The organism is Neobacillus citreus (assembly GCF_018343545.2).
GTDB lineage: Bacteria > Bacillota > Bacilli > Bacillales > Cytobacillaceae > Neobacillus > Neobacillus citreus.
In genome coordinates this window covers 68,692-87,000 of the sequence record NZ_JAGYPE020000012.1, presented here as the reverse complement: position 1 = coordinate 87,000, position 18,309 = coordinate 68,692, and the positions used below count along the sequence as shown (strand labels likewise).

General features: G+C 39.9%; 21 protein-coding genes and 1 pseudogene. 6 read left to right on the top strand and 16 right to left on the bottom strand.

Going from position 1 to position 18,309, the window contains the following annotated elements:
• Positions 1-2 precede the first annotated feature (2 nt).
• Positions 3-593: a YhcN/YlaJ family sporulation lipoprotein gene (locus KHB02_RS09380; protein ID WP_213140878.1), complete on the top strand. Its 591-nt coding sequence runs from the start codon at positions 3-5 to the stop codon at positions 591-593.
• A gap of 20 nt (positions 594-613) precedes the next feature.
• Here the strand turns inward: KHB02_RS09380 and KHB02_RS09375 are convergent, their stop codons facing one another.
• Positions 614-1,069 (bottom strand): pyridoxamine 5'-phosphate oxidase family protein, encoded by a 456-nt coding sequence (locus KHB02_RS09375; protein WP_213116466.1) that lies wholly within the window; start codon positions 1,067-1,069, stop codon positions 614-616.
• Between the two features lie 159 nt (positions 1,070-1,228).
• Between KHB02_RS09375 and KHB02_RS09370 the strand changes: the two genes are divergently transcribed.
• A complete protein-coding gene (locus tag KHB02_RS09370; protein WP_213116467.1) occupies positions 1,229-1,429 on the top strand; it encodes a YlaI family protein in 201 nt (66 codons plus the stop codon).
• 31 nt (positions 1,430-1,460) lie between these two features.
• Here the strand turns inward: KHB02_RS09370 and KHB02_RS09365 are convergent, their stop codons facing one another.
• From KHB02_RS09365 to typA, 3 genes are read right to left on the bottom strand one after another with little or no spacing between them, the layout of a single operon-like run.
• Positions 1,461-1,754: a hypothetical protein gene (locus KHB02_RS09365; RefSeq protein ID WP_213140879.1), complete on the bottom strand. Its 294-nt coding sequence runs from the start codon at positions 1,752-1,754 to the stop codon at positions 1,461-1,463.
• 12 nt (positions 1,755-1,766) lie between these two features.
• Positions 1,767-2,072: a YlaH-like family protein gene (locus KHB02_RS09360; protein WP_213140880.1), complete on the bottom strand. Its 306-nt coding sequence runs from the start codon at positions 2,070-2,072 to the stop codon at positions 1,767-1,769.
• A 19-nt stretch (positions 2,073-2,091) separates the two neighbouring features.
• A complete protein-coding gene (gene typA / locus KHB02_RS09355; RefSeq protein WP_213140881.1) occupies positions 2,092-3,930 on the bottom strand; it encodes a translational GTPase TypA in 1,839 nt (612 codons plus the stop codon).
• A gap of 145 nt (positions 3,931-4,075) precedes the next feature.
• On the opposite strand from typA, the gene KHB02_RS09350 reads away from it, so the two are divergent.
• Positions 4,076-4,261 (top strand): YlaF family protein, encoded by a 186-nt coding sequence (locus KHB02_RS09350; RefSeq protein WP_213140882.1) that lies wholly within the window; start codon positions 4,076-4,078, stop codon positions 4,259-4,261.
• A gap of 110 nt (positions 4,262-4,371) precedes the next feature.
• Here KHB02_RS09350 and KHB02_RS09345 read toward each other — a convergent pair whose 3' ends face one another.
• Both KHB02_RS09345 and KHB02_RS09340 read right to left on the bottom strand, forming a co-directional pair.
• Positions 4,372-5,169 carry an inositol monophosphatase family protein gene (locus tag KHB02_RS09345; protein WP_213140883.1) on the bottom strand — a complete coding sequence of 266 codons (798 nt, stop codon included), beginning with the start codon at positions 5,167-5,169 and terminating at the stop codon, positions 4,372-4,374.
• Positions 5,170-5,439: 270 nt separating this feature from the next.
• Positions 5,440-5,634, bottom strand: a complete 195-nt coding sequence (locus tag KHB02_RS09340; protein WP_213140884.1) for a hypothetical protein — start codon at positions 5,632-5,634, stop codon at positions 5,440-5,442.
• 168 nt (positions 5,635-5,802) lie between these two features.
• Here KHB02_RS09340 and KHB02_RS09335 point away from each other — a divergent pair, with 168 nt between their 5' ends.
• Positions 5,803-6,435, top strand: a complete 633-nt coding sequence (locus KHB02_RS09335; protein ID WP_213140885.1) for a YktB family protein — start codon at positions 5,803-5,805, stop codon at positions 6,433-6,435.
• 29 nt (positions 6,436-6,464) lie between these two features.
• Here the strand turns inward: KHB02_RS09335 and KHB02_RS09330 are convergent, their stop codons facing one another.
• Both KHB02_RS09330 and KHB02_RS09325 read right to left on the bottom strand, forming a co-directional pair.
• Positions 6,465-6,737, bottom strand: a complete 273-nt coding sequence (locus KHB02_RS09330; RefSeq protein WP_213140886.1) for a UPF0223 family protein — start codon at positions 6,735-6,737, stop codon at positions 6,465-6,467.
• A 36-nt stretch (positions 6,738-6,773) separates the two neighbouring features.
• On the bottom strand, positions 6,774-7,733 hold the full coding sequence (locus KHB02_RS09325; protein WP_213140887.1) for an NAD(P)H-dependent flavin oxidoreductase: 960 nt from the start codon (positions 7,731-7,733) through the stop codon (positions 6,774-6,776).
• A gap of 206 nt (positions 7,734-7,939) precedes the next feature.
• Here KHB02_RS09325 and KHB02_RS09320 point away from each other — a divergent pair, with 206 nt between their 5' ends.
• Positions 7,940-9,412 carry an aminotransferase class I/II-fold pyridoxal phosphate-dependent enzyme gene (locus KHB02_RS09320; RefSeq protein WP_213140888.1) on the top strand — a complete coding sequence of 491 codons (1,473 nt, stop codon included), beginning with the start codon at positions 7,940-7,942 and terminating at the stop codon, positions 9,410-9,412.
• 57 nt (positions 9,413-9,469) lie between these two features.
• Here KHB02_RS09320 and KHB02_RS09315 read toward each other — a convergent pair whose 3' ends face one another.
• Entirely contained in the window at positions 9,470-9,595 is a 126-nt protein-coding gene (locus tag KHB02_RS09315; RefSeq protein ID WP_213116478.1) for a GapA-binding peptide SR1P, read from the bottom strand.
• Between the two features lie 284 nt (positions 9,596-9,879).
• On the opposite strand from KHB02_RS09315, the gene KHB02_RS09310 reads away from it, so the two are divergent.
• Positions 9,880-10,314 carry a DUF1885 family protein gene (locus KHB02_RS09310; protein WP_213141312.1) on the top strand — a complete coding sequence of 145 codons (435 nt, stop codon included), beginning with the start codon at positions 9,880-9,882 and terminating at the stop codon, positions 10,312-10,314.
• A gap of 316 nt (positions 10,315-10,630) precedes the next feature.
• On the opposite strand, the pseudogene KHB02_RS09305 reads toward KHB02_RS09310, so the two are convergent.
• The 7 genes and pseudogenes from KHB02_RS09305 to KHB02_RS09275 all read right to left on the bottom strand — a co-directional run bounded on the left by KHB02_RS09305 (position 10,631) and on the right by KHB02_RS09275 (position 18,223).
• Positions 10,631-11,513 (bottom strand): annotated as a pseudogene (locus KHB02_RS09305) (transposase).
• Positions 11,514-11,832: 319 nt separating this feature from the next.
• The gene (locus KHB02_RS09300) at positions 11,833-12,075 is read right to left on the bottom strand and encodes a hypothetical protein (RefSeq protein WP_213116480.1); all 243 of its coding nucleotides are present in this window, start codon (positions 12,073-12,075) and stop codon (positions 11,833-11,835) included.
• Between the two features lie 149 nt (positions 12,076-12,224).
• The gene (gene lpdA, locus KHB02_RS09295; RefSeq protein ID WP_213140889.1) at positions 12,225-13,640 is read right to left on the bottom strand and encodes a dihydrolipoyl dehydrogenase; all 1,416 of its coding nucleotides are present in this window, start codon (positions 13,638-13,640) and stop codon (positions 12,225-12,227) included.
• Between the two features lie 5 nt (positions 13,641-13,645).
• On the bottom strand, positions 13,646-14,992 hold the full coding sequence (locus KHB02_RS09290; protein ID WP_213140890.1) for a dihydrolipoamide acetyltransferase family protein: 1,347 nt from the start codon (positions 14,990-14,992) through the stop codon (positions 13,646-13,648).
• Positions 14,993-15,077: 85 nt separating this feature from the next.
• Positions 15,078-16,055 carry an alpha-ketoacid dehydrogenase subunit beta gene (locus KHB02_RS09285; protein WP_213140891.1) on the bottom strand — a complete coding sequence of 326 codons (978 nt, stop codon included), beginning with the start codon at positions 16,053-16,055 and terminating at the stop codon, positions 15,078-15,080.
• Positions 16,056-16,058: 3 nt separating this feature from the next.
• Positions 16,059-17,174: a pyruvate dehydrogenase (acetyl-transferring) E1 component subunit alpha gene (gene pdhA, locus KHB02_RS09280; RefSeq protein ID WP_213140892.1), complete on the bottom strand. Its 1,116-nt coding sequence runs from the start codon at positions 17,172-17,174 to the stop codon at positions 16,059-16,061.
• Between the two features lie 392 nt (positions 17,175-17,566).
• A complete protein-coding gene (locus KHB02_RS09275) occupies positions 17,567-18,223 on the bottom strand; it encodes a YkyA family protein (RefSeq protein ID WP_213140894.1) in 657 nt (218 codons plus the stop codon).
• Positions 18,224-18,309: the final 86 nt, after the last annotated feature.

The window sequence follows — 18,309 nt, the reverse complement described above, 5'->3', positions numbered from 1 at the left end:
TTATGAAGAAGATTTTAGTGACAGCTGCCATTTTCTTATTATTAACGGGATGTAATACGAATCAAAATAACGAGACGGCAAAAAATCAACAAAATAAATTAGTAAATGTAAAAAATAGCTACATAGAAAGTGTAGACCGAAAAACGGGCCAGGAAATATCAAAGCGGTTGGTGGAACTGGCGACAAGCGTACCGAATGTAAATGATGCAACTGCCGTGGTAATAGGGCGTTACGCAATCGTTGGAATCGATGTAAATGCCAAAATTGACCGTTCTCAGGTGGGGACTATAAAATATTCCGTGGCAGAAAGCCTCAAAAAGGATCGGTATGGTGCCAATGCCATCGTTGTAGCAGATGCCGATACCACTGAGCGGCTCAAAGAAATTCAGGCGGATATAAACAACGGGCGTCCAATCAAAGGGATTATGGAGGAGCTAGCTGACGTTGCCGGGAGGTTAATGCCGGAAATACCCGGAGATTTGATAACCCCTAATCCGAAAAACGCAACGGAAGAACCCGATAAAAAGCTCCCTGCAAAACAAGAAAACCAGCTTGAAAAAGAGCAGGAAAAACAGTCTAATTATCATAAATGAGAAAAAAGCTTAGCTGTAGGCTAAGCTTTTCTTATTGCATCCATGACCTGCCTGTCCAATCTTTCAGCGGCATTTTTATCATAGGTTTTGTCATATTGGACTTCCTGAACAATTTTAGAGCCATAAAACATGACATCCCTTACTTCCTTAATTTTCACTTCAATAAGGGCCAGTTTCAACGGAACGTCTTTCAGTCTTTCTTCTTTTAAATTAGCTTCTCCCTGGATGGAGTATGTAGACTCATTTGCGATAATATTAATAACGACATGGTTATTTTTATTTATATTTTCAATGATTCTGGAACGGTTATCAACCGCAAAATAGATGATATTTTCATCTTTTGCAAGCACCCAGGATATAGCGCTGACATTTGGTCCACCTGTTTCATAATCAACGGTAGCCAGCGTAACAAATCTTTCTTTTTGCAATTCCTCATATAAAGGTTTAATTAATTTTGGTTCGACTTGATTGACCATTTCTATTTTCAACTCCTTTTTCTTCAATGCTGCCTTAAAACAGATATTCCCATATTACTACTATCTCTTTTTTTCTTCAACTAATACAACGTTCCCCTACAGACAGCCTTGATACTATAGTATAATAAGTAGTAACCAAGAAATATAAAGAGGTGCATAATGAGAGTTAAATGCGTGCTTTGTGATAAAATTGAAACGATTGATGACGAATCTCCAGAGGCAAAACGTTTAAGAAATCGTCCAATCCATACATATATGTGCGATCCATGTCAGGAACGTATAGCGAAAAAAACGAACGACCGGCTGGAAACCGGAAATTTCCGTTTTCTCAGGCCAAAATCAGATAGGGATGAATGGTAAAGAGGCTGACTTTTCCGGTCAGCCTCTTTTTTTAATCTGCAATAGGAAAGTTTTCGTATTTCTCTGGTTCTCTACTGATTTGGTCCAGCATAACTTCAATTAATTCCCGTGGGAAACGTGTTTTTTTACTATCTTCCCCCTGCTGATAGGCAACATAGTACATCACTTCATCGTGCGTAATTTCAACTTTGCTAATATGGTATTCATCCTTAAGCATTCGTTCGAAATGCTTTAAGGTATCTATCGCAGCCGTATCTTCCGGACGGGCATCACTAACTACTTTTATTGTCAGCCAATTATATAAAACATCCTGAACGGAATTCATCGTATCCCCCCATCACTTTGCCTCCGACTGCTGCTTTTTCGATTGATACAGGCGGATTTTATATATTATTAAGATTAGCGCAGATACAGCTAACGCTTCGGCTACTGGCAATGCATAAGAAAGAATCAGCAAAACTAAGCATCCAATTACGAGACAAGTATAAATGACCACGTTTTTTAAAAGAGGCAGCTTCTTCGCATATCCCAATTTATATACAACGACAGCTAAAATCACGATATATATAAACTGTAGCCAAACAGCCGTTTTAACATCTGTAAGCTGCATGAAAAATCTTAGAGTGGGGGAGAATCCTTCCATTTAAATTGCACTCCTTTTATTAACTCATTTCAGCATATTTTTTCTTTTTAGCCAAACGTTCCCGTTCGTTTTTATCAAGAATTTTCTTACGAAGACGAATTGATTGTGGAGTCACTTCACAAAATTCATCGTCATTTAAATACTCCAAAGATTCCTCCAAGGTCAAGAGACGAGGTTTTTTAATAACAGAAGTCTGATCTTTATTGGCAGAGCGAACGTTTGTTGCCTGCTTAACCTTCGTAATATTAACTGTCAGGTCATTTTCTCGGGTATGTTCCCCTACGATCATTCCTTCATAAATTTCCGTTCCCGGCTCAACAAAAATGGTTCCGCGGTCTTCCACTTGCATAATACCATAAGTTGATGCTTTACCCGACTCCATTGAGACAAGAACACCTTGTCTTCTTCCGCCAACCTGGCCCGTAGCCATTGGCTGGTAGCTGTCAAATGTATGATTGATGATTCCGTATCCTCTGGTCAGCGTCAAAAATTCTGTTGTGTAGCCAATTAAGCCGCGGGCAGGAACATTAAATATTAGCCGAACCTGACCTGTTCCATTATTAATCATATCAAGCATTTCACCTTTACGAGCTCCAAGAGATTCCATGACAGAACCGGTATGCTCCTCAGGAACATCAATTTGTACCCTCTCGATTGGCTCACAGCGTACTCCATCAATTTCTTTAACAATAACCTCTGGTTTAGATACTTGAAGCTCATATCCTTCACGGCGCATGTTTTCAATTAAGATGGAAAGGTGCAGTTCTCCGCGTCCGGAAACAATCCATGCATCTGGCGAGTCTGTATTTTCGACACGTAAGCTGACGTCTGTTTGCAATTGAGCTTGAAGTCTTTCCTCAATCTTTCTGGATGTTAAATATTTTCCTTCACGGCCGGCAAATGGACTGTTATTGACAGCAAAAGTCATTTGCAGGGTCGGTTCATCAATCCTTAGCACTGGCAGGGCTTCCTGATTTTCTACTGGACAGACGGTTTCCCCGACATTAATATCCTCCATACCGGAAACAGCCACTAAGTCACCGGCAACCGCTTCTTGAACTTCCTCACGCTTTAATCCAAAGAAACCAAAAATTTTCGTTACCCTGAACTGTTTGACTGAGCCATCAAGCTTCATTAAAGCAACCTGTTGTCCCACTTTCATCGTTCCGCGGAAGACACGGCCAATACCAATTCTTCCTACATAGTCACTGTAATCTAGAAGGGCTACCTGAAATTGCAGCGGTTCCTCCCTGTTATCGACTGGTGAAGGAATGTGTTCAATAATGGCTTCGTATAATGACTGCATATTTTCATCTTGTTTATCCGGAGTCAAACTTGCTGTTCCATTGATGCCGGATGCATAGATGACAGGGAATTCTAATTGGTCCTCATTGGCATCCAGTTCGATAAACAAGTCGATAACTTCATCTACAACCTCGGCTGGACGGGCAAAGTCACGGTCGATTTTATTTACCACCACGATTGGAGTCAGATTTTGTTCCAACGCCTTTTTTAACACAAATCTTGTTTGCGGCATAGTGCCTTCATAGGCGTCCACCACGAGCAGCACACCATCGACCATTCTCATAATCCGCTCTACTTCCCCGCCGAAGTCAGCGTGTCCGGGAGTATCCAGGATGTTAATTCTTGTATCTTTATATTGAATAGCAGTATTTTTGGCAAGGATTGTAATGCCGCGCTCTCTTTCCAAATCATTGGAATCCATGGCTCGTTCATCAACATGCTCATTTGAACGGAACGTTCCTGCCTGTTTTAATAACTGATCCACCAAAGTGGTTTTTCCGTGGTCAACGTGCGCAATAATTGCAATGTTTCTTATATTATCTCTTTTCTTCAAAGAAGTTCCATCTCCTGACTATTTTCGGGTAAAATCTATTTATAGTTTCATTTACAACTAAAACATTATACCATAATAAGAGTGGAAACCTAAAAGTATTTTATTGTAGAATGAAAAATAAAGTTTTGATAAAGGAGCAAAGATCATGAAAGATGTGAAATGGCCGTTCCTCATTTATGCAATTCTTGCAGCAGCATGCATTATGGGAATAGGTGTTGCTATAGCCGAAAAAAGCCTGCTAGGGATATTAGGATGTATTATTGCTGTTATCGTTATCATGGGACTTGGTTTTAAAACAAAAAAGAAAATGCGTGAAAACGGAACGTTATAAATGAAAACTCGCCGATTGGCGAGTCCGTTAGGACGGCTCATGAGGCGTAGTTGAATTTATACTTTCTTATTAGCTAAAAAAAAGAGGCTGACCTTGTTTAAGTCAGCCTCTTACCATTTTCCGCCCTTTAAATATTCTTGAAGAATCGTTTGATGCAGCCCCGGCTTAGCAACAAAAAGGGAGTCTTGTGTAAGGTAATCCAGCTTCTCTCCCCTTAAATTAGTGACAACTCCACCAAGCTCCTTAATAATCACGGCCCCTGCAGCATAATCCCAGGGGGACAAACGCATGGAGATATATGCGTCTACTCTGCCAGTAGCTACGAACACCATTTCTAAAGCCGCCGACCCATAGGATCTCGTCCCTCTTGCATCCCTAACTAATGGAATTAACAAATTATGGTCAATTCGGTGATTTTTCATTACCCATGTTGCGTTCAAGGCAATAATGGACTTTTTCACTGAAGTCTCGCTTAAATTCGCAATCGGAGTTTCATTCAGATAGGCTCCCTTGCCGGAAAAAGCATGATACAATTCATCATGAACCACATCATAAACTAACCCAATTTTGCCAACACCGTCTTCATAAACCCCGATAGAAATCGCAAAATTCCTTTGCTGATGAATAAAGTTCATCGTTCCATCGATTGGATCAATCATCCAGACGATTCCCTCAAGGCTGTCCAATTTATCTCCGAACCCTTCTTCTCCCATGATTTTATGATGAGGGTAGGCCTCTTTTATTTTTTTGATAAAAAATTGTTCCGTTTCTTTATCGATATTCGTTACTAAATCATTGGCATTTGATTTGGTTTGAATACTTAAGCGCTGATTAAAGGATTTCCGAATACTCTCTCCGGCTTCGTTTACCCATTGTTTTGCCTGGGAATAAAGACTTTCCCAATTCATCCTTCTTCACTCCAATTTATCTTTATTTCTTGTGAGCTTTCGATGTATGTAGTATGAGATACGGAAAAAATTTCATGTATCTATAGCTTAATCAAAGATAAGCCAATCATCAACTTTTTGCGCCTTTATTCCTTTTTTACTTTTATTAACTTTTTTCCAAACACAATAATAAACGAACTCCCCCGTCCACATTGGAGTTCGTTTAGATTATGAAAACTTTTCGTTTCATTCTATTTTGTATCCCCTTAAATTATTAATACAAATTTATTTTTATAAAGCTTTTAGCCGCATTAATTCTAAACGGATTCTTTCAAGCTTCTGTTTGCATTCTTTAATTTTTTTCTCGTCTTTTTCTTCAATCGCTTCAAATAAAACTGCTAATTCATAGTCCATTTCCAATCTTAGAACTGCTGCTTTTTGCTTTTCGCCAACTTTTTTAAGTGATGTATTCATCAACTGCTTCACCTTTTCTCCTCCCCCTAGGATTCATTTCGGTTTATTTTTTACTGTATAATATGAGGCATTTTGAAATGTTGGAACAAATATGTGCTTTAACCCAGAATGCTGTTCATTTCATGTCTGTAAAGGCATTATGCTACAATGTTTGGGGAATGGCTTATAGGAGGTATAGGGATGGATTTTAAAGGATTTACCGAAGAAGATTTTAATGTGTTTTTAGTCGCGGGATTGGAGAATAGAATGGAAGCCTTAAAAACCTCCATTCGTCCTAAATTAGAGCAATTGGGCCATCATTTCGCCCCAGCCTTGAATGTATTAACTGGTGATGAAATGTTTGTTCATATTGCCAAACATGCAAGGCGGACAGTTAATCCTCCAAAGGATACCTGGGTGGCTTTCGCCAATAATCCGCGCGGCTATAAAATGCTGCCTCATTTTCAAATCGGCTTATGGCATACCCATTTATTTATTTGGTTTGCAGTTATTTATGAAGCTCCACAGAAGGAAGTAATTGCAGAGCGTCTGTCAAAAAAATTGACCAAGATATTTAAAGAAATACCAAAAGAATTTGCGTGGTCTGCTGATCATACGAAGCCTGATACTTTCTCACACAGGGAAATGTCAAAGGAAGAATTAAAGGGGCTTATCGACCGCTTACAAACAGTTAAAAAAGCAGAACTATTGTGCGGCTATACGATAGATAGAGAAGCTGCCATCGCGCTTGGCTCTGAAGGCTTGATAAACGAAATCGAAAATGTATTCCAAAAGGTTGCACCAATATATAAAATTGCTTGTAATTTGAAATAAACAAAGGAGACAGCTAATGTCTCCTTTGTTTATTTCATCATAATCCTCTCACCGGGAGAAGCTTCTTTTGCTTTTTTAATGGCCCGATAGGATGAATATCCGCTGATTTCTTCAAATTCACCGCAAACGGTCTTTTCCTCTGCTTTACTTGGGACAATTTCCTTAAATCTCCGGTATACGGACATCAGCTGGTCGCGTTCAATTCCGGACTCATACGCTTTTTCAATGGCTTCAAAGAAATGAACGACATCAACAATTTCCTCTGTCGACCATCTGTAGTCTATTGGATACTGATATTCCATGTGATCTCACCTGCTGACTTTCTTTTGTATTGTTTCTTATTCTTTCCACTTCCGGCGAATTTGTTCAGCTTCAAGGATAATCCGATCAAAAAGCTCGGCAGTAGACGGTACGTCTTTAATGAGTCCCATGACCTGACCTGCCCAAGCGAAGCCTTTATCAACTTCACCATTATAAATGTACTGTTGATTAGCTTTTCCACTAATAAAATCCTTAAGCTCTTCATAACCGCCATGATTCTTTTCAATTTCAAGAATTCTATCTGTCCATGTGTTCGCAATTGCTCTTGCTGGTGCGCCGAGCGAGCGCTTAATCACCACTGTATCAGTTTCAGTGCCTTCAATCAATGCATTTTTATACACATCATTAGCATGAACACATTCCTTAGTGGCAATAAAACGAGTACCCATCTCTATTCCTTCAGCACCTAAACTGAGTGCGGCCATTAGCCCTCTGCCATCACCTATTCCGCCCGAAGCAATAACCGGTATTGACACTGAATCGACAACCTGAGGGATTAACACCATAGTACCTAGATCTTCACGGCCGAGATGCCCTCCTCCTTCCTGCCCAACTACCATTACAGCATCAGCGCCAAGTTCCTCCGCTTTCACTGCCTGCCTTCTTGCAGCAACAAGGACAAGCTTTTTAATGGATGTACCCTTTAATTGTTCAAAAATAGGAGCCGGATTTCCGCCAGTCATAGAAATAACAGGTACCTCTTCATCAATAGCCACCTGCAAAAAGTCAGCAAAAGGCCTTCCGGTTTGCCCGATGGCAAAGTTCACTCCAAAAGGATTATCGGTTAATTCTCTAACCTTCTTAATTTCTTCTCTAAGAAGTTCAGGACTTGCCAAGGACATGGCCGTAATTTGCCCAAGGCCGCCACTATTGGATACGGCTGCGGCTAAATCAGAATAAGCTAAATACGCAAGCCCGCCTTGAATAATTGGATAGCGGATATTTAATATTTCTGTTACTCGTGTCTGCCAATTCATTTGAAAAATCACTCCTTAATTAGTCGTTATTTGTTATTTCGTTTCAAACGGGTAAATTTCCTTTTCTTTTGGGAAACTAAATTTTATAAATCCATTCGGATAAAAATTTTCAGAATTCCTATGCAGACCACATATTTAATGCTATAATTCAATTTGTTTTTTTGAATCTTTATTTACAAGAGATCTTAATAAGAGGTGTGTATAAATTGTCCCAAAATCAAACACCGCTCTTTAGCGGTTTATTAGCACATGCCAATAGAAATCCAATTCAATTTCATATACCTGGACATAAAAAAGGAGCCGGTATGGATCCGGAATTCCGAGAGTTCATTGGTGAGAATGCTCTTTCCATTGACTTAATTAATATTGGACCGCTTGATGACCTTCATTCACCTAAAGGAATGATTAAGCAGGCCCAGGAATTGGCGGCAGAAGCTTTTGGTGCCGACCATACTTTCTTTTCAGTCCAAGGCACCAGCGGAGCCATTATGACAATGGTTATGGCAGTTTGCGGCCCTGGAGATAAAATCATTGTGCCACGAAATGTCCATAAATCAGTCATGTCGGCCATTGTCTTTTCAGGTGCAATTCCGGTATTTATCCATCCGGAAATTGACATGGAGCTGGGGATTTCCCATGGTATTACACCGGAATCAGTGGAAAAAGCACTTGAACAGCACCCTGATGCCAAAGGAGTATTAGTCATTAACCCTACTTACTTTGGAGTTTCCGCCGACTTAAAAAGAATCGTGGAAATTGCCCACTCTTACGAAGTGCCTGTCCTTGTAGACGAGGCCCATGGAGTTCATATTCATTTCCATGAAGACCTTCCAATATCAGCCATGCAGGCAGGTGCGGATATGGCTGCAACCAGCGTCCATAAGCTTGGCGGTTCGATGACGCAAAGCTCCATTTTAAATGTTAAAGAAGGTCTTGTTTCGGTTAAACATGTTCAATCCATTCTCAGCATGCTTACGACAACATCCACTTCTTATTTATTATTGGCTTCGCTGGATGTTGCCAGGAAACAGCTGGTGATGAAAGGAAAAGAATTAATTGACAGAACGATTCGCCTTGCGCAGTCCATCCGTCAAAGAGTGAACGAAATAGAACATCTTTATTGCCCTGGTGAAGAAATTTTAGATTCCAAAGCCATATTTGATTATGACCCGACAAAACTGATTATTTCCGTCAAAGATTTAGGGCTTACTGGCTATGAAGTAGAAAAATGGCTCCGTGAAAAGCACAATATTGAAGTGGAAATGTCTGACCTTTACAACATCCTCTGTATCATTACTTTAGGAGATACGGAAAATGAAGGGGATATTTTAGTAACCGCCCTAAGGGAGCTTTCTAAAGAGTATGAGAATCGTTCTGAAAAGATCGAGCCTGTTGAGGTTCTCCTGCCGGAAATTCCTTTGCTTGCCTTAACTCCGAGGGATGCGTTTTACTCTGAAACGGAAGTAGTAGCCCTGGAGAAATCTGAGGGCAGAATAATTGCTGAATTCATTATGGTGTATCCTCCAGGAATCCCAATTTTTATTCCTGGTGAGATTATTACGAAAGAAAACCTCCACTATATAAAGAAAAACCTGGAGGCCGGACTGCCTGTTCAAGGACCGGAGGACGATGAACTGAAAACAATCCGGGTTATTAAAGAATATAAGGCAATTCAATAGCAAATAAAAAATACAGGATTCCTAATGGAATCCTGTTTATTTTTAAGTAAATTATATTTATTTCACTTCTTTTTCCCCATGGCTTTCGCAGCAGCAGCCGCATTTTGAATAGAGAACCGTTACTTTTTCATCTTCAAAATGATCAATTGTTGAATTACAAGTTTGGCATACAATAGTACCCATGCTTATTAGTCCCCTTTTTTGTGGAATTATCACTAAATTGAAAGCGATTTACTATCCTTGAAATCATAATAATATATCACATTAAAAATTTCAAGCCTAATTGTATGTCACATTTAAAAATAATAATTTAAATAGGAGTTAAAATTGTCCCAATAACAAACATTTTAGCTTCAAACTGTACAAATAAAGAAAAGTTTATAAATATACCTATTTAAGTTGTCATTATTTTTTATTCAATGCTAGAATAAAAGAGGTGATATTACAGGTATATAAGGGGGATAATGATGGCTTTAAATGCATATATAAAGCTCGTGCCTTCATCAGCGAAGCAAACGATTACAATCGAAGAAGTAAAGGATTTATTTCATTACTATAAAGACATTACAAGCAAAACTGGCGATCAGCTGAATTGGCAATTTGAGGATGCAGCACTACCTTATGAGATAAAAGAAACGGCTGAAGGAAAAGGAAACTGGTTTTATTTACATTCTGACCATGAACGTTACTTTGCCATTTTAATAGGTGTTGATAAAGAAACTGTCAAAACAGAAGAAGGCGGGGAATATGAGCAGACATATATTCAGGTTACCTTGCCGGAACAATCTACATACGGAGATAAAGGAAAAGCAAATGAATTTTGCAAATTCCTAGCCAAAAAGCTTCAAGGCGAATTGCACCTCTTTAACGAAAGAATTATGTACTTTTACCCAAGAAAATAAGCTCCCAAAGGGAGCTTCAACAGACTTGTTGAAAAGCTATCGAATGTTTTTTGATAATCCAAGCTCCTAAAAGGAGCTCAGATTGTCGAGAAAGTATATTTTTCTCGGCAATTTTTTATTTTATCAGAATCCGAAAATTCATTTTTTATGAAAAATTGTCGCTGCTAATGGGCCTGTTGATTTCCGCTCCAAGTGCTTCGCTTTCCGCGGGCGGTTCGGGGAGCCTCCTCGGCGCGTTCCGCGCCTGTGGGGTCTCCCCTTTCCCGTACTCCCGCAGGAGTCTGCGCACCTTCCGCTCCAATCAACAGGGAGATTATCAATCTAAAGAACTACAACACACTTTTTCTAGTCTGAATAAGTGTGTTGCAATCTTTTTCATGTTCTGGCAAGCTGCAGTAAGAAGGGCCTGCTCACTTGCTTTTTTATCCCACGTAACCGGCAGTAGCGAAGCCCGTGCAGCTCTTTTGAGTCTGCGAAGCTTCGCTCAATTTTTTCCTTTCTAAATTTATAAAGCTGTTTTCCTGATTTAGATAAGCGATTTATTCTTACCTTCTCTTTTTACTCCTCCCATACCCGAATTTCTTTTGTCTCTTTCTTCTCTTCTTTTTCCTTTAACGGCTTTTTTCCATGATTAATTCTATCCTCTTCTATAGCTTTATTAAGTTCCTCAAAATATTCGCGAGTCTCTACTTTTACCTCTTCCTTTGTATACTTATGCTTATTGGCGTTTGCCTTTAAATGAGTGGAATCAGTAAATAAAACACGACCGCCAACCATTTTATGATTCATTGCCTGCAGAACAATCTCATCAAATATTTCCTGAAATATATCGGTATCAATTTCCGTATTGATAACTTTGAAACGATGTTGGCGATTCCAACTGATCGTCGAATGATGTGGACCGGATCGTGGAATTTTAAACCTAAAAACCACCGGTAGGCAATGTTCATTTTAACTTCTCTTTCTAGTTGTCTTTCAGATCGAATACCAAAAAGGTATCCAATAAACATCATTTTAAAAAGAATTAGTGGGTCAGATGGGCAGCCATTATCCTCACTATAAAATGGACGAACTTTTTCTAAAAGAAATGAAAAATCTATATATTTATCAATCAAGCCAAGAAGGTGGTTGTCTGGAACTAATTCATCAATAGAAACAAATTCGTATTCACTTTGGCTGGACACTTTTGGCTTAAACATTAATTTCACCACATATTTTATTATTTATTGTTTGAGTTGCAGGTCTTTTTATTAACACCTGTTGATTTGCGCGGAAGGCACGAAGACTCCTGCGGGAGTACGGGGCAGTGGGAGACCCCACAGGAGCTTGCGCCGAGGAGGCTCCCCGGCACGCCCGCGGAAAGCGAAGTGCCTGGAGCGCAAATCAACAGACATGTTGAAAAGTCTATGTATTAATAATATTACAACAAATTAACGCGGTGCATTGTTAAAGAATACGAATAAAAATAGAGGCTGCCGAGGGTTTCTCGACAGCCCGAGCTCCTAAAAGGAGCTTTTTTCAATGTATATAACGTGCCATGGTGTAATGGATTGATGTATAGACCACTAGGCTTAATGTGGTAATAAAAAGCGTTTTGCGGAAAGAATTGGTGATTTTGTTGCCAATAATGAAAGCCAAATAAAAAAAGACAAAAAACATAATAACTTTGAATAGAAGCTGATCGTGTTTTGACAGCCATTCGATTAATGTATAGCCACTCCAAATAATAAATTGCAGCATCATGACGATATAAACCCTCATCTTTGTCACCACGCAGTTACATTTATTAAAATAATTATATTATAGGAACAGCAAATTATTTGTAAAATTTTGCATTACTAACTGCAAATATTTGTTTTCCCCATAAAAAAAGTCCCTTTCGTGTTTAGGTACGAAAGGGACTTTTTTTATTATTTAAGGATGTGAATTGGACTTCCTAGAGCTACTTCCGCTGCTTCCATAGTGATTTCACCAAGGGTTGGGTGGGCATGGATAGTCATAGCCAAATCTTCGGCAGTCATCCCTGCTTCAATCGCAAGGCCAAGCTCAGCAATCATGTCAGAAGCGTTTGCACCGGCAATTTGTGCACCGATTACAAGGCCGTCTTCTTTCCGCGTAACTAATCGTAAGAAACCATCACTTGAGTCAAGCGATAGAGCACGGCCATTTGCTGCAAATGGGAACTTAGCAACCGTTACTTCCATTCCTTCTTCCTTCGCCTGCGCTTCAGTATATCCGACTGCAGCCAACTCAGGCTCAGAGAATACAACGGCAGGAATTCCTAAATAATCAATTTCAGAAGGATGTCCCGAAATTGCCTCCGCCGCAATTTTAGCCTCGTATGATGCCTTGTGGGCTAATTGAGGGCCTGCCACGACATCACCAATAGCGTAAATATTGCTAATATTAGTTCGGCATTGTTTGTCGATTTCGATCAATCCGCGCTCAGATAATTTCACCCCAGCTTGTTCAAGACCCATTTCATCAGTATTCGGACGACGTCCAACCATGACGAAAACGTAATCGGCTTCGATTTTCTTTTCTTCACCTTTTGTTTCAAAGGTTACCACGACGCCGTTTTCTGTCTCTTCCACACCTTTAGCCAAGGCTTTCGTATAGAACTCCGCACCTTTTTTCTTCATGTTGCGCTTAACCAAGGCCGCCATTTGCTTATCAAAAACACCCATGCCTAAAATTTCCTCGGCACCTTCTAAAATCGTCACCTGACTGCCAAAGTTTGCATAAGCACCGCCAAGTTCAATCCCGATAACACCGCCGCCAATCACGACAATTTTCTCAGGAATTTCGTTTAGATTAAGGGCACCAGTCGAATTTAGAACACGCTTTGAATATTTAAATGCCGGCAGTTCAATAGGACGGGAACCAGTTGCAATAATAGCATTATTAAAAGTATAAGTTTGAGCAGAATCTTCATTGATTACACGAAGAGTATTAGCATCCACAAAGTATGCTTCTCCGCGTACAATATTCACTTTATTCCCTTTTAATAAGCCTTCAACACCGCCGGTTAATTTTTTTACAATACCAGCTTTAAATTCTTGAACCTTCGAGAAGTCAACCTTTACATTTTCAGCTGTAATCCCGAAGCCCTCGGAATGAAGGGCAGTTTCATAACGATGACCTGCAGCGATTAAAGCTTTTGAAGGAATACAGCCGACATTTAAACATACTCCGCCTACATATTCCTTTTCTACAATTGTTACCTTTTGTCCTAGTTGAGCAGCACGAATAGCTGCCACATACCCGCCAGGACCAGAGCCGATGACTATAGTTTCTGTTTCAATCGGAAAATCTCCAACTACCATTTTTCTTACGCCTCCATTAACAATAGTTCTGGATCGTTCAACAATCGCTTGATATGATTTAGTGCATTCTGAGCAGTTGCACCGTCAATCATGCGATGGTCGAAGCTTAAGCTGATGGCTAATACAGGGGCTGCAACAATTTCGCCATTTCTAACAATAGGTTTCTCGGCAATTCGGCCAATTCCTAAAATAGCCACTTCAGGATGGTTAATGACTGGAGTAAACCATTGGCCTCCAGCAGAACCGATATTGCTAATTGTGCATGAGCCGCCTTTCATTTCATCAGGAGCTAGCTTTCCGCTTCTAGCCTTGTCAGCCAATTCATTAATTTCTTGTGAGATTGAGAAAACTGATTTACGGTCTGCATCCTTAACAACCGGAACTAATAGACCTTTTTCAGTATCAGCAGCAATACCAATATTAAAGTAGTGCTTATGAACAATTTCCCCAGCAGCATCGTCAATCGATGTATTAAAAACAGGGTATTCACGCAATGCACTTGTTAAAGCTTTTACGACATATGGAAGGAAGGTTAACTTGATGCCTTTCTGAGCAGCAACTTCCTTGAATTTTTTACGGTGGGCAACAAGCTTTGTTACATCCACTTCATCCATTAATGTAACATGTGGAGCAGTATGTTTGGAATTGACCATCGCTTTCGCAATTGCTTTGCGGATTCCGCTTAACTTCTCGCGGGTTTCCGGATATTGCCCTTGCGGAATTTGTGCAGCAGCTTTAGGTGATTCAACCGTTTCAGCAGTTTCAGCTGCAGGTGCTGCTGCTTGAGGTGCCGCTGCTTGTGCACCACCGTTTAAGAATGCATCAATATTTTCTTTTAGAACCCGGCCATTTTTACCTGTTCCAGCCACTAAACTGATTTCTACACCTTTATCACGTGCATATTTACGAACAGATGGCATAGCAATAATGCGTCTATTAGGATCCACATCAGCCTGCGGTTGTGCGGCTGCAGCTTCTTGAGGCTGTGCAGCAGGCTGAGATGGCGCTTCTGCAGGTTTCGTATCTGTAGAAGGTGCCGGCTGAGGAGCTGCTTGTGCTTCTGGCTGCGGCTGTTCTTCCGCATGGTCTCCCTTAAATTGTAAGTCTTCATATCCCGGTGCATCAAAAGTCACCAGAACTTGTCCTACTGTTGCTACCGTTCCTTCACCAATTAATACTTCAAGTACTGTTCCTTCAACAGGGGAAGGAATTTCTACTACAGCTTTATCGTTTTGAATTTCACAAAGGACATCATCTTCTTTTACCTGATCTCCAGGTTTGATGAACCATTTAACAATTTCCCCTTCGTGAATACCTTCACCGATGTCAGGCATTTTAAATTGAAATGACACTGGTATTCATCCTCCTATTTCGCTTGTGGTTTGCTTTTAGTATCAAGGGCAATAGGGAAACAGTTAAGCCCTATTTCCCTTTTCATTAAAATGTTAATACTTTTTTAGCTGTTTCAATTACGTCTTTATAATTTGGAAGCCATACAGACTCTGCTTGTGAGAAAGGATAAATAGTATCCGGCGCAGCCACGCGCAGAACTGGTGCTTCTAGGCTTAAAATTGCACGGTCATTGATTTCAGCCACTACATTGGCAGCAACACCGGCCATTTTTTGTGCTTCTTGAACGACAATCGCACGGCCCGTTTTTTCAACAGATGCAATAATCGTGTCGATATCAAGCGGGCTGATTGTACGTAAGTCGACTACTTCTACAGAATGTCCTTCCTTCGCTAACTCATCTGCCGCTTTTAAAGATTCGTGCACCATTGCACCATAAGTAATAATAGATAAATCAGTACCTTCACGTTTTACATCAGCTTTACCAAGCGGAATAGTATACTCTTCCTCTGGCACCTCTTGACGGAAAGCACGATAAAGCTTCAAATGCTCAAGGAAAATGACAGGGTCATTATCACGGATTGCTGAAAGCAATAATCCTTTTGCATCATACGGCGTAGATGGGACAACGACTTTTAACCCTGGTGTTTGTGCCATCAAACCTTCTAAGCTATCGGAATGCAGCTCAGGAGTGTGGACACCGCCGCCAAATGGAGAACGAACAGTAATCGGCATATGATAACGACCGCCTGAACGGTAGCGCATACGTGACATTTGCCCTGCAATAGAATCCATTACCTCAAATACGAAGCCAAAGAATTGAATCTCAGGGATTGGGCGGAATCCCGTCATCGCAAGACCAATTGCTAGTCCGCCAATTCCTGATTCGGCAAGAGGAGTGTCAAATACACGATCTTCACTAAATTCTTTTTGAAGGCCTTCTGTCGCTCGGAATACACCGCCGTTTACGCCAACGTCTTCGCCGAATACTAACGTTTTAGGGTCATTTTTCAATTCCGTACGAAGTGCATCAGTAATTGCTTGAATCATTGTCATTTGAGCCATGACTTACTTCGACTCCTTTGCTTGATATATTTCATTTTGTTCTTTTAAATTAACCGGCATTTCCTCAAACATGATGGATATTAAATCGGTAACCTTTTGTTTAGGAGCCGAATCCGCCTTTTTAATTGCCTCTTTAATATCTTCTTTTGCTTGGTCAATTACTTCATTTTCTTTTTCTTCACTCCATAAACCTTTCTTCTCAAGGAATTTACGGAAACGGACAAGCGGGTCTTTCTTTTCCCATTCATTATCAAGGTCAGCAGTACGGTAACGTGTTGGATCGTCACCAGCCATCGTATGTGGTCCATAACGATAGGTTAATGTTTCAATTAAGGTAGGTCCTTCGCCATTGATGGCACGATCACGAGCATCCTTTACGGCAGCATATACTGCAAGAGGGTCCATTCCATCGACTTGGATACCAGGGATTCCAGCAGCCATTGCTTTCTGAGCAATTGTTTTTGCTGCAGATTGCTTTTCAACTGGAGTGGAAATCGCAAATCGGTTGTTTTGAACTATGAAAATAGCTGGCGCCTTGAATGCACCTGCAAAGTTAATTCCTTCATAAAAGTCTCCTTGGGACGCGCCGCCATCACCTGTATAGGTAATCGCAACAGCCTTCGTGCCGCTCTTTTTAAGTCCTAATGCCACACCTGCTGTCTGCACATATTGGGCACCAATAATAATTTGTGGAGATAAAACATTAACTCCCTCAGGAATTTGGTTGCCATGAAAATGTCCACGTGAAAACAAAAATGCTTGGTAAAGCGGCAGTCCGTGCCAAATTAACTGAGGAACATCCCGATACCCAGGTAAAATATAATCTTCTTTTTCCAGAGCAAATTGTGATGCCAACTGGGATGCTTCCTGTCCTGCTGTTGGTGCATAGAAGCCCAAACGGCCCTGACGATTTAGGGAAATGGATCTCTGGTCTAAAATTCTTGTGTACACCATCCGCCGCATAAGTTCCTGCAGCTGCTCGTCTGTTAATGCTGGCATTGCGCCTTCATTAACAACTTCCCCTTCTTCATTTAAGATTTGGAATGTTTTAAACTGTTCTTCTGCTGCTTGGAGTGACTTAACTGCATCCAACGGCATATTTTTGGTTTGAGAAGCCATCGTGGTCACATCTTCCTTTCATTATTTAAATACTTATAATTAAAATAAAATCCACTACGTTAGGTTACCCAAAAAAGCTGGAAAATAGGGTATTCCAAATTTTTTCAAATAAAAATTCTGAACCTAACTGCCAAATATAATCTGTATTAATATCTCCAATAGAAAATATAATACAACATATCATTCCATAACCGAGTTTACACCATCCAATCTGAAGCGTCAAATCCTTTACACCATAATTTTTCAACACATCCATATTATTTATTTTTCACCCATTCTAATAACCTGTATTAACTTGCAATTAACATCTGTTATATAAAAAACAACATTTATCTGGAGTTGTTATAATATAGAAAAAAGCCAGCCTTTTTTTTGGCTGACTTTTTATAATGTCATTTATTAGATGATTTTATTCCTGCCTGTTTATAGAACGAAAGCTTTGTCGCATTGTATTCCTCCGTTAACTTGTTAAAACTTTCGTTTGCGGCAAGAACGTTTTTATACGTCTCATTTACTTTCATAACTTGGGCTTCCAGAGCATCTAGCGGAAGCTCTTTGTTTTTAAACATTTCATACAATTCTTTATCATTTTTTAATGCCTCGGAATAATTACTGTACAAGACATCATGCGCCCTATACCTTTGCATCATAATATCATACAGTTCATTTGCTAATTTCTTTTGTTCCGGGTCCTTTAACTGATCCTTTATTTTTTTCACTTTTTGAAATTCTTTTTCAGACTCTTTTAAGCTGTTTGTTTCTTTTTCCAAAAGCTCTTTTCTTTTATCCGCTGAGTCTAGCGCCTCATCGGATAGCTTTACAATTTGCTCATATTCCTTCATTCCTAGTTTTATGATTTGGTCATAAAGGGCTTTTTCTTTCTTTTCCAGAGAAACGAGTGGTTCCTGTTGTTCTTCAAACCCTTTCTCTTTTGCTACAACCTTTTCTAGGACATCATACATTTCCTTCGTTGGATCTTTTTCACTTGTGCAGCCCGATAATATCAAAATAAGAGCGAAAATAAACAGAGCATACCGTTTTCTTTTCATCTTAAAGCACCTTACTTTCCTTCTTATCACCCTCTACTATATCTTTACTTTGTTTATTTGACAACATACCCTTTTGTCGAGAAGGA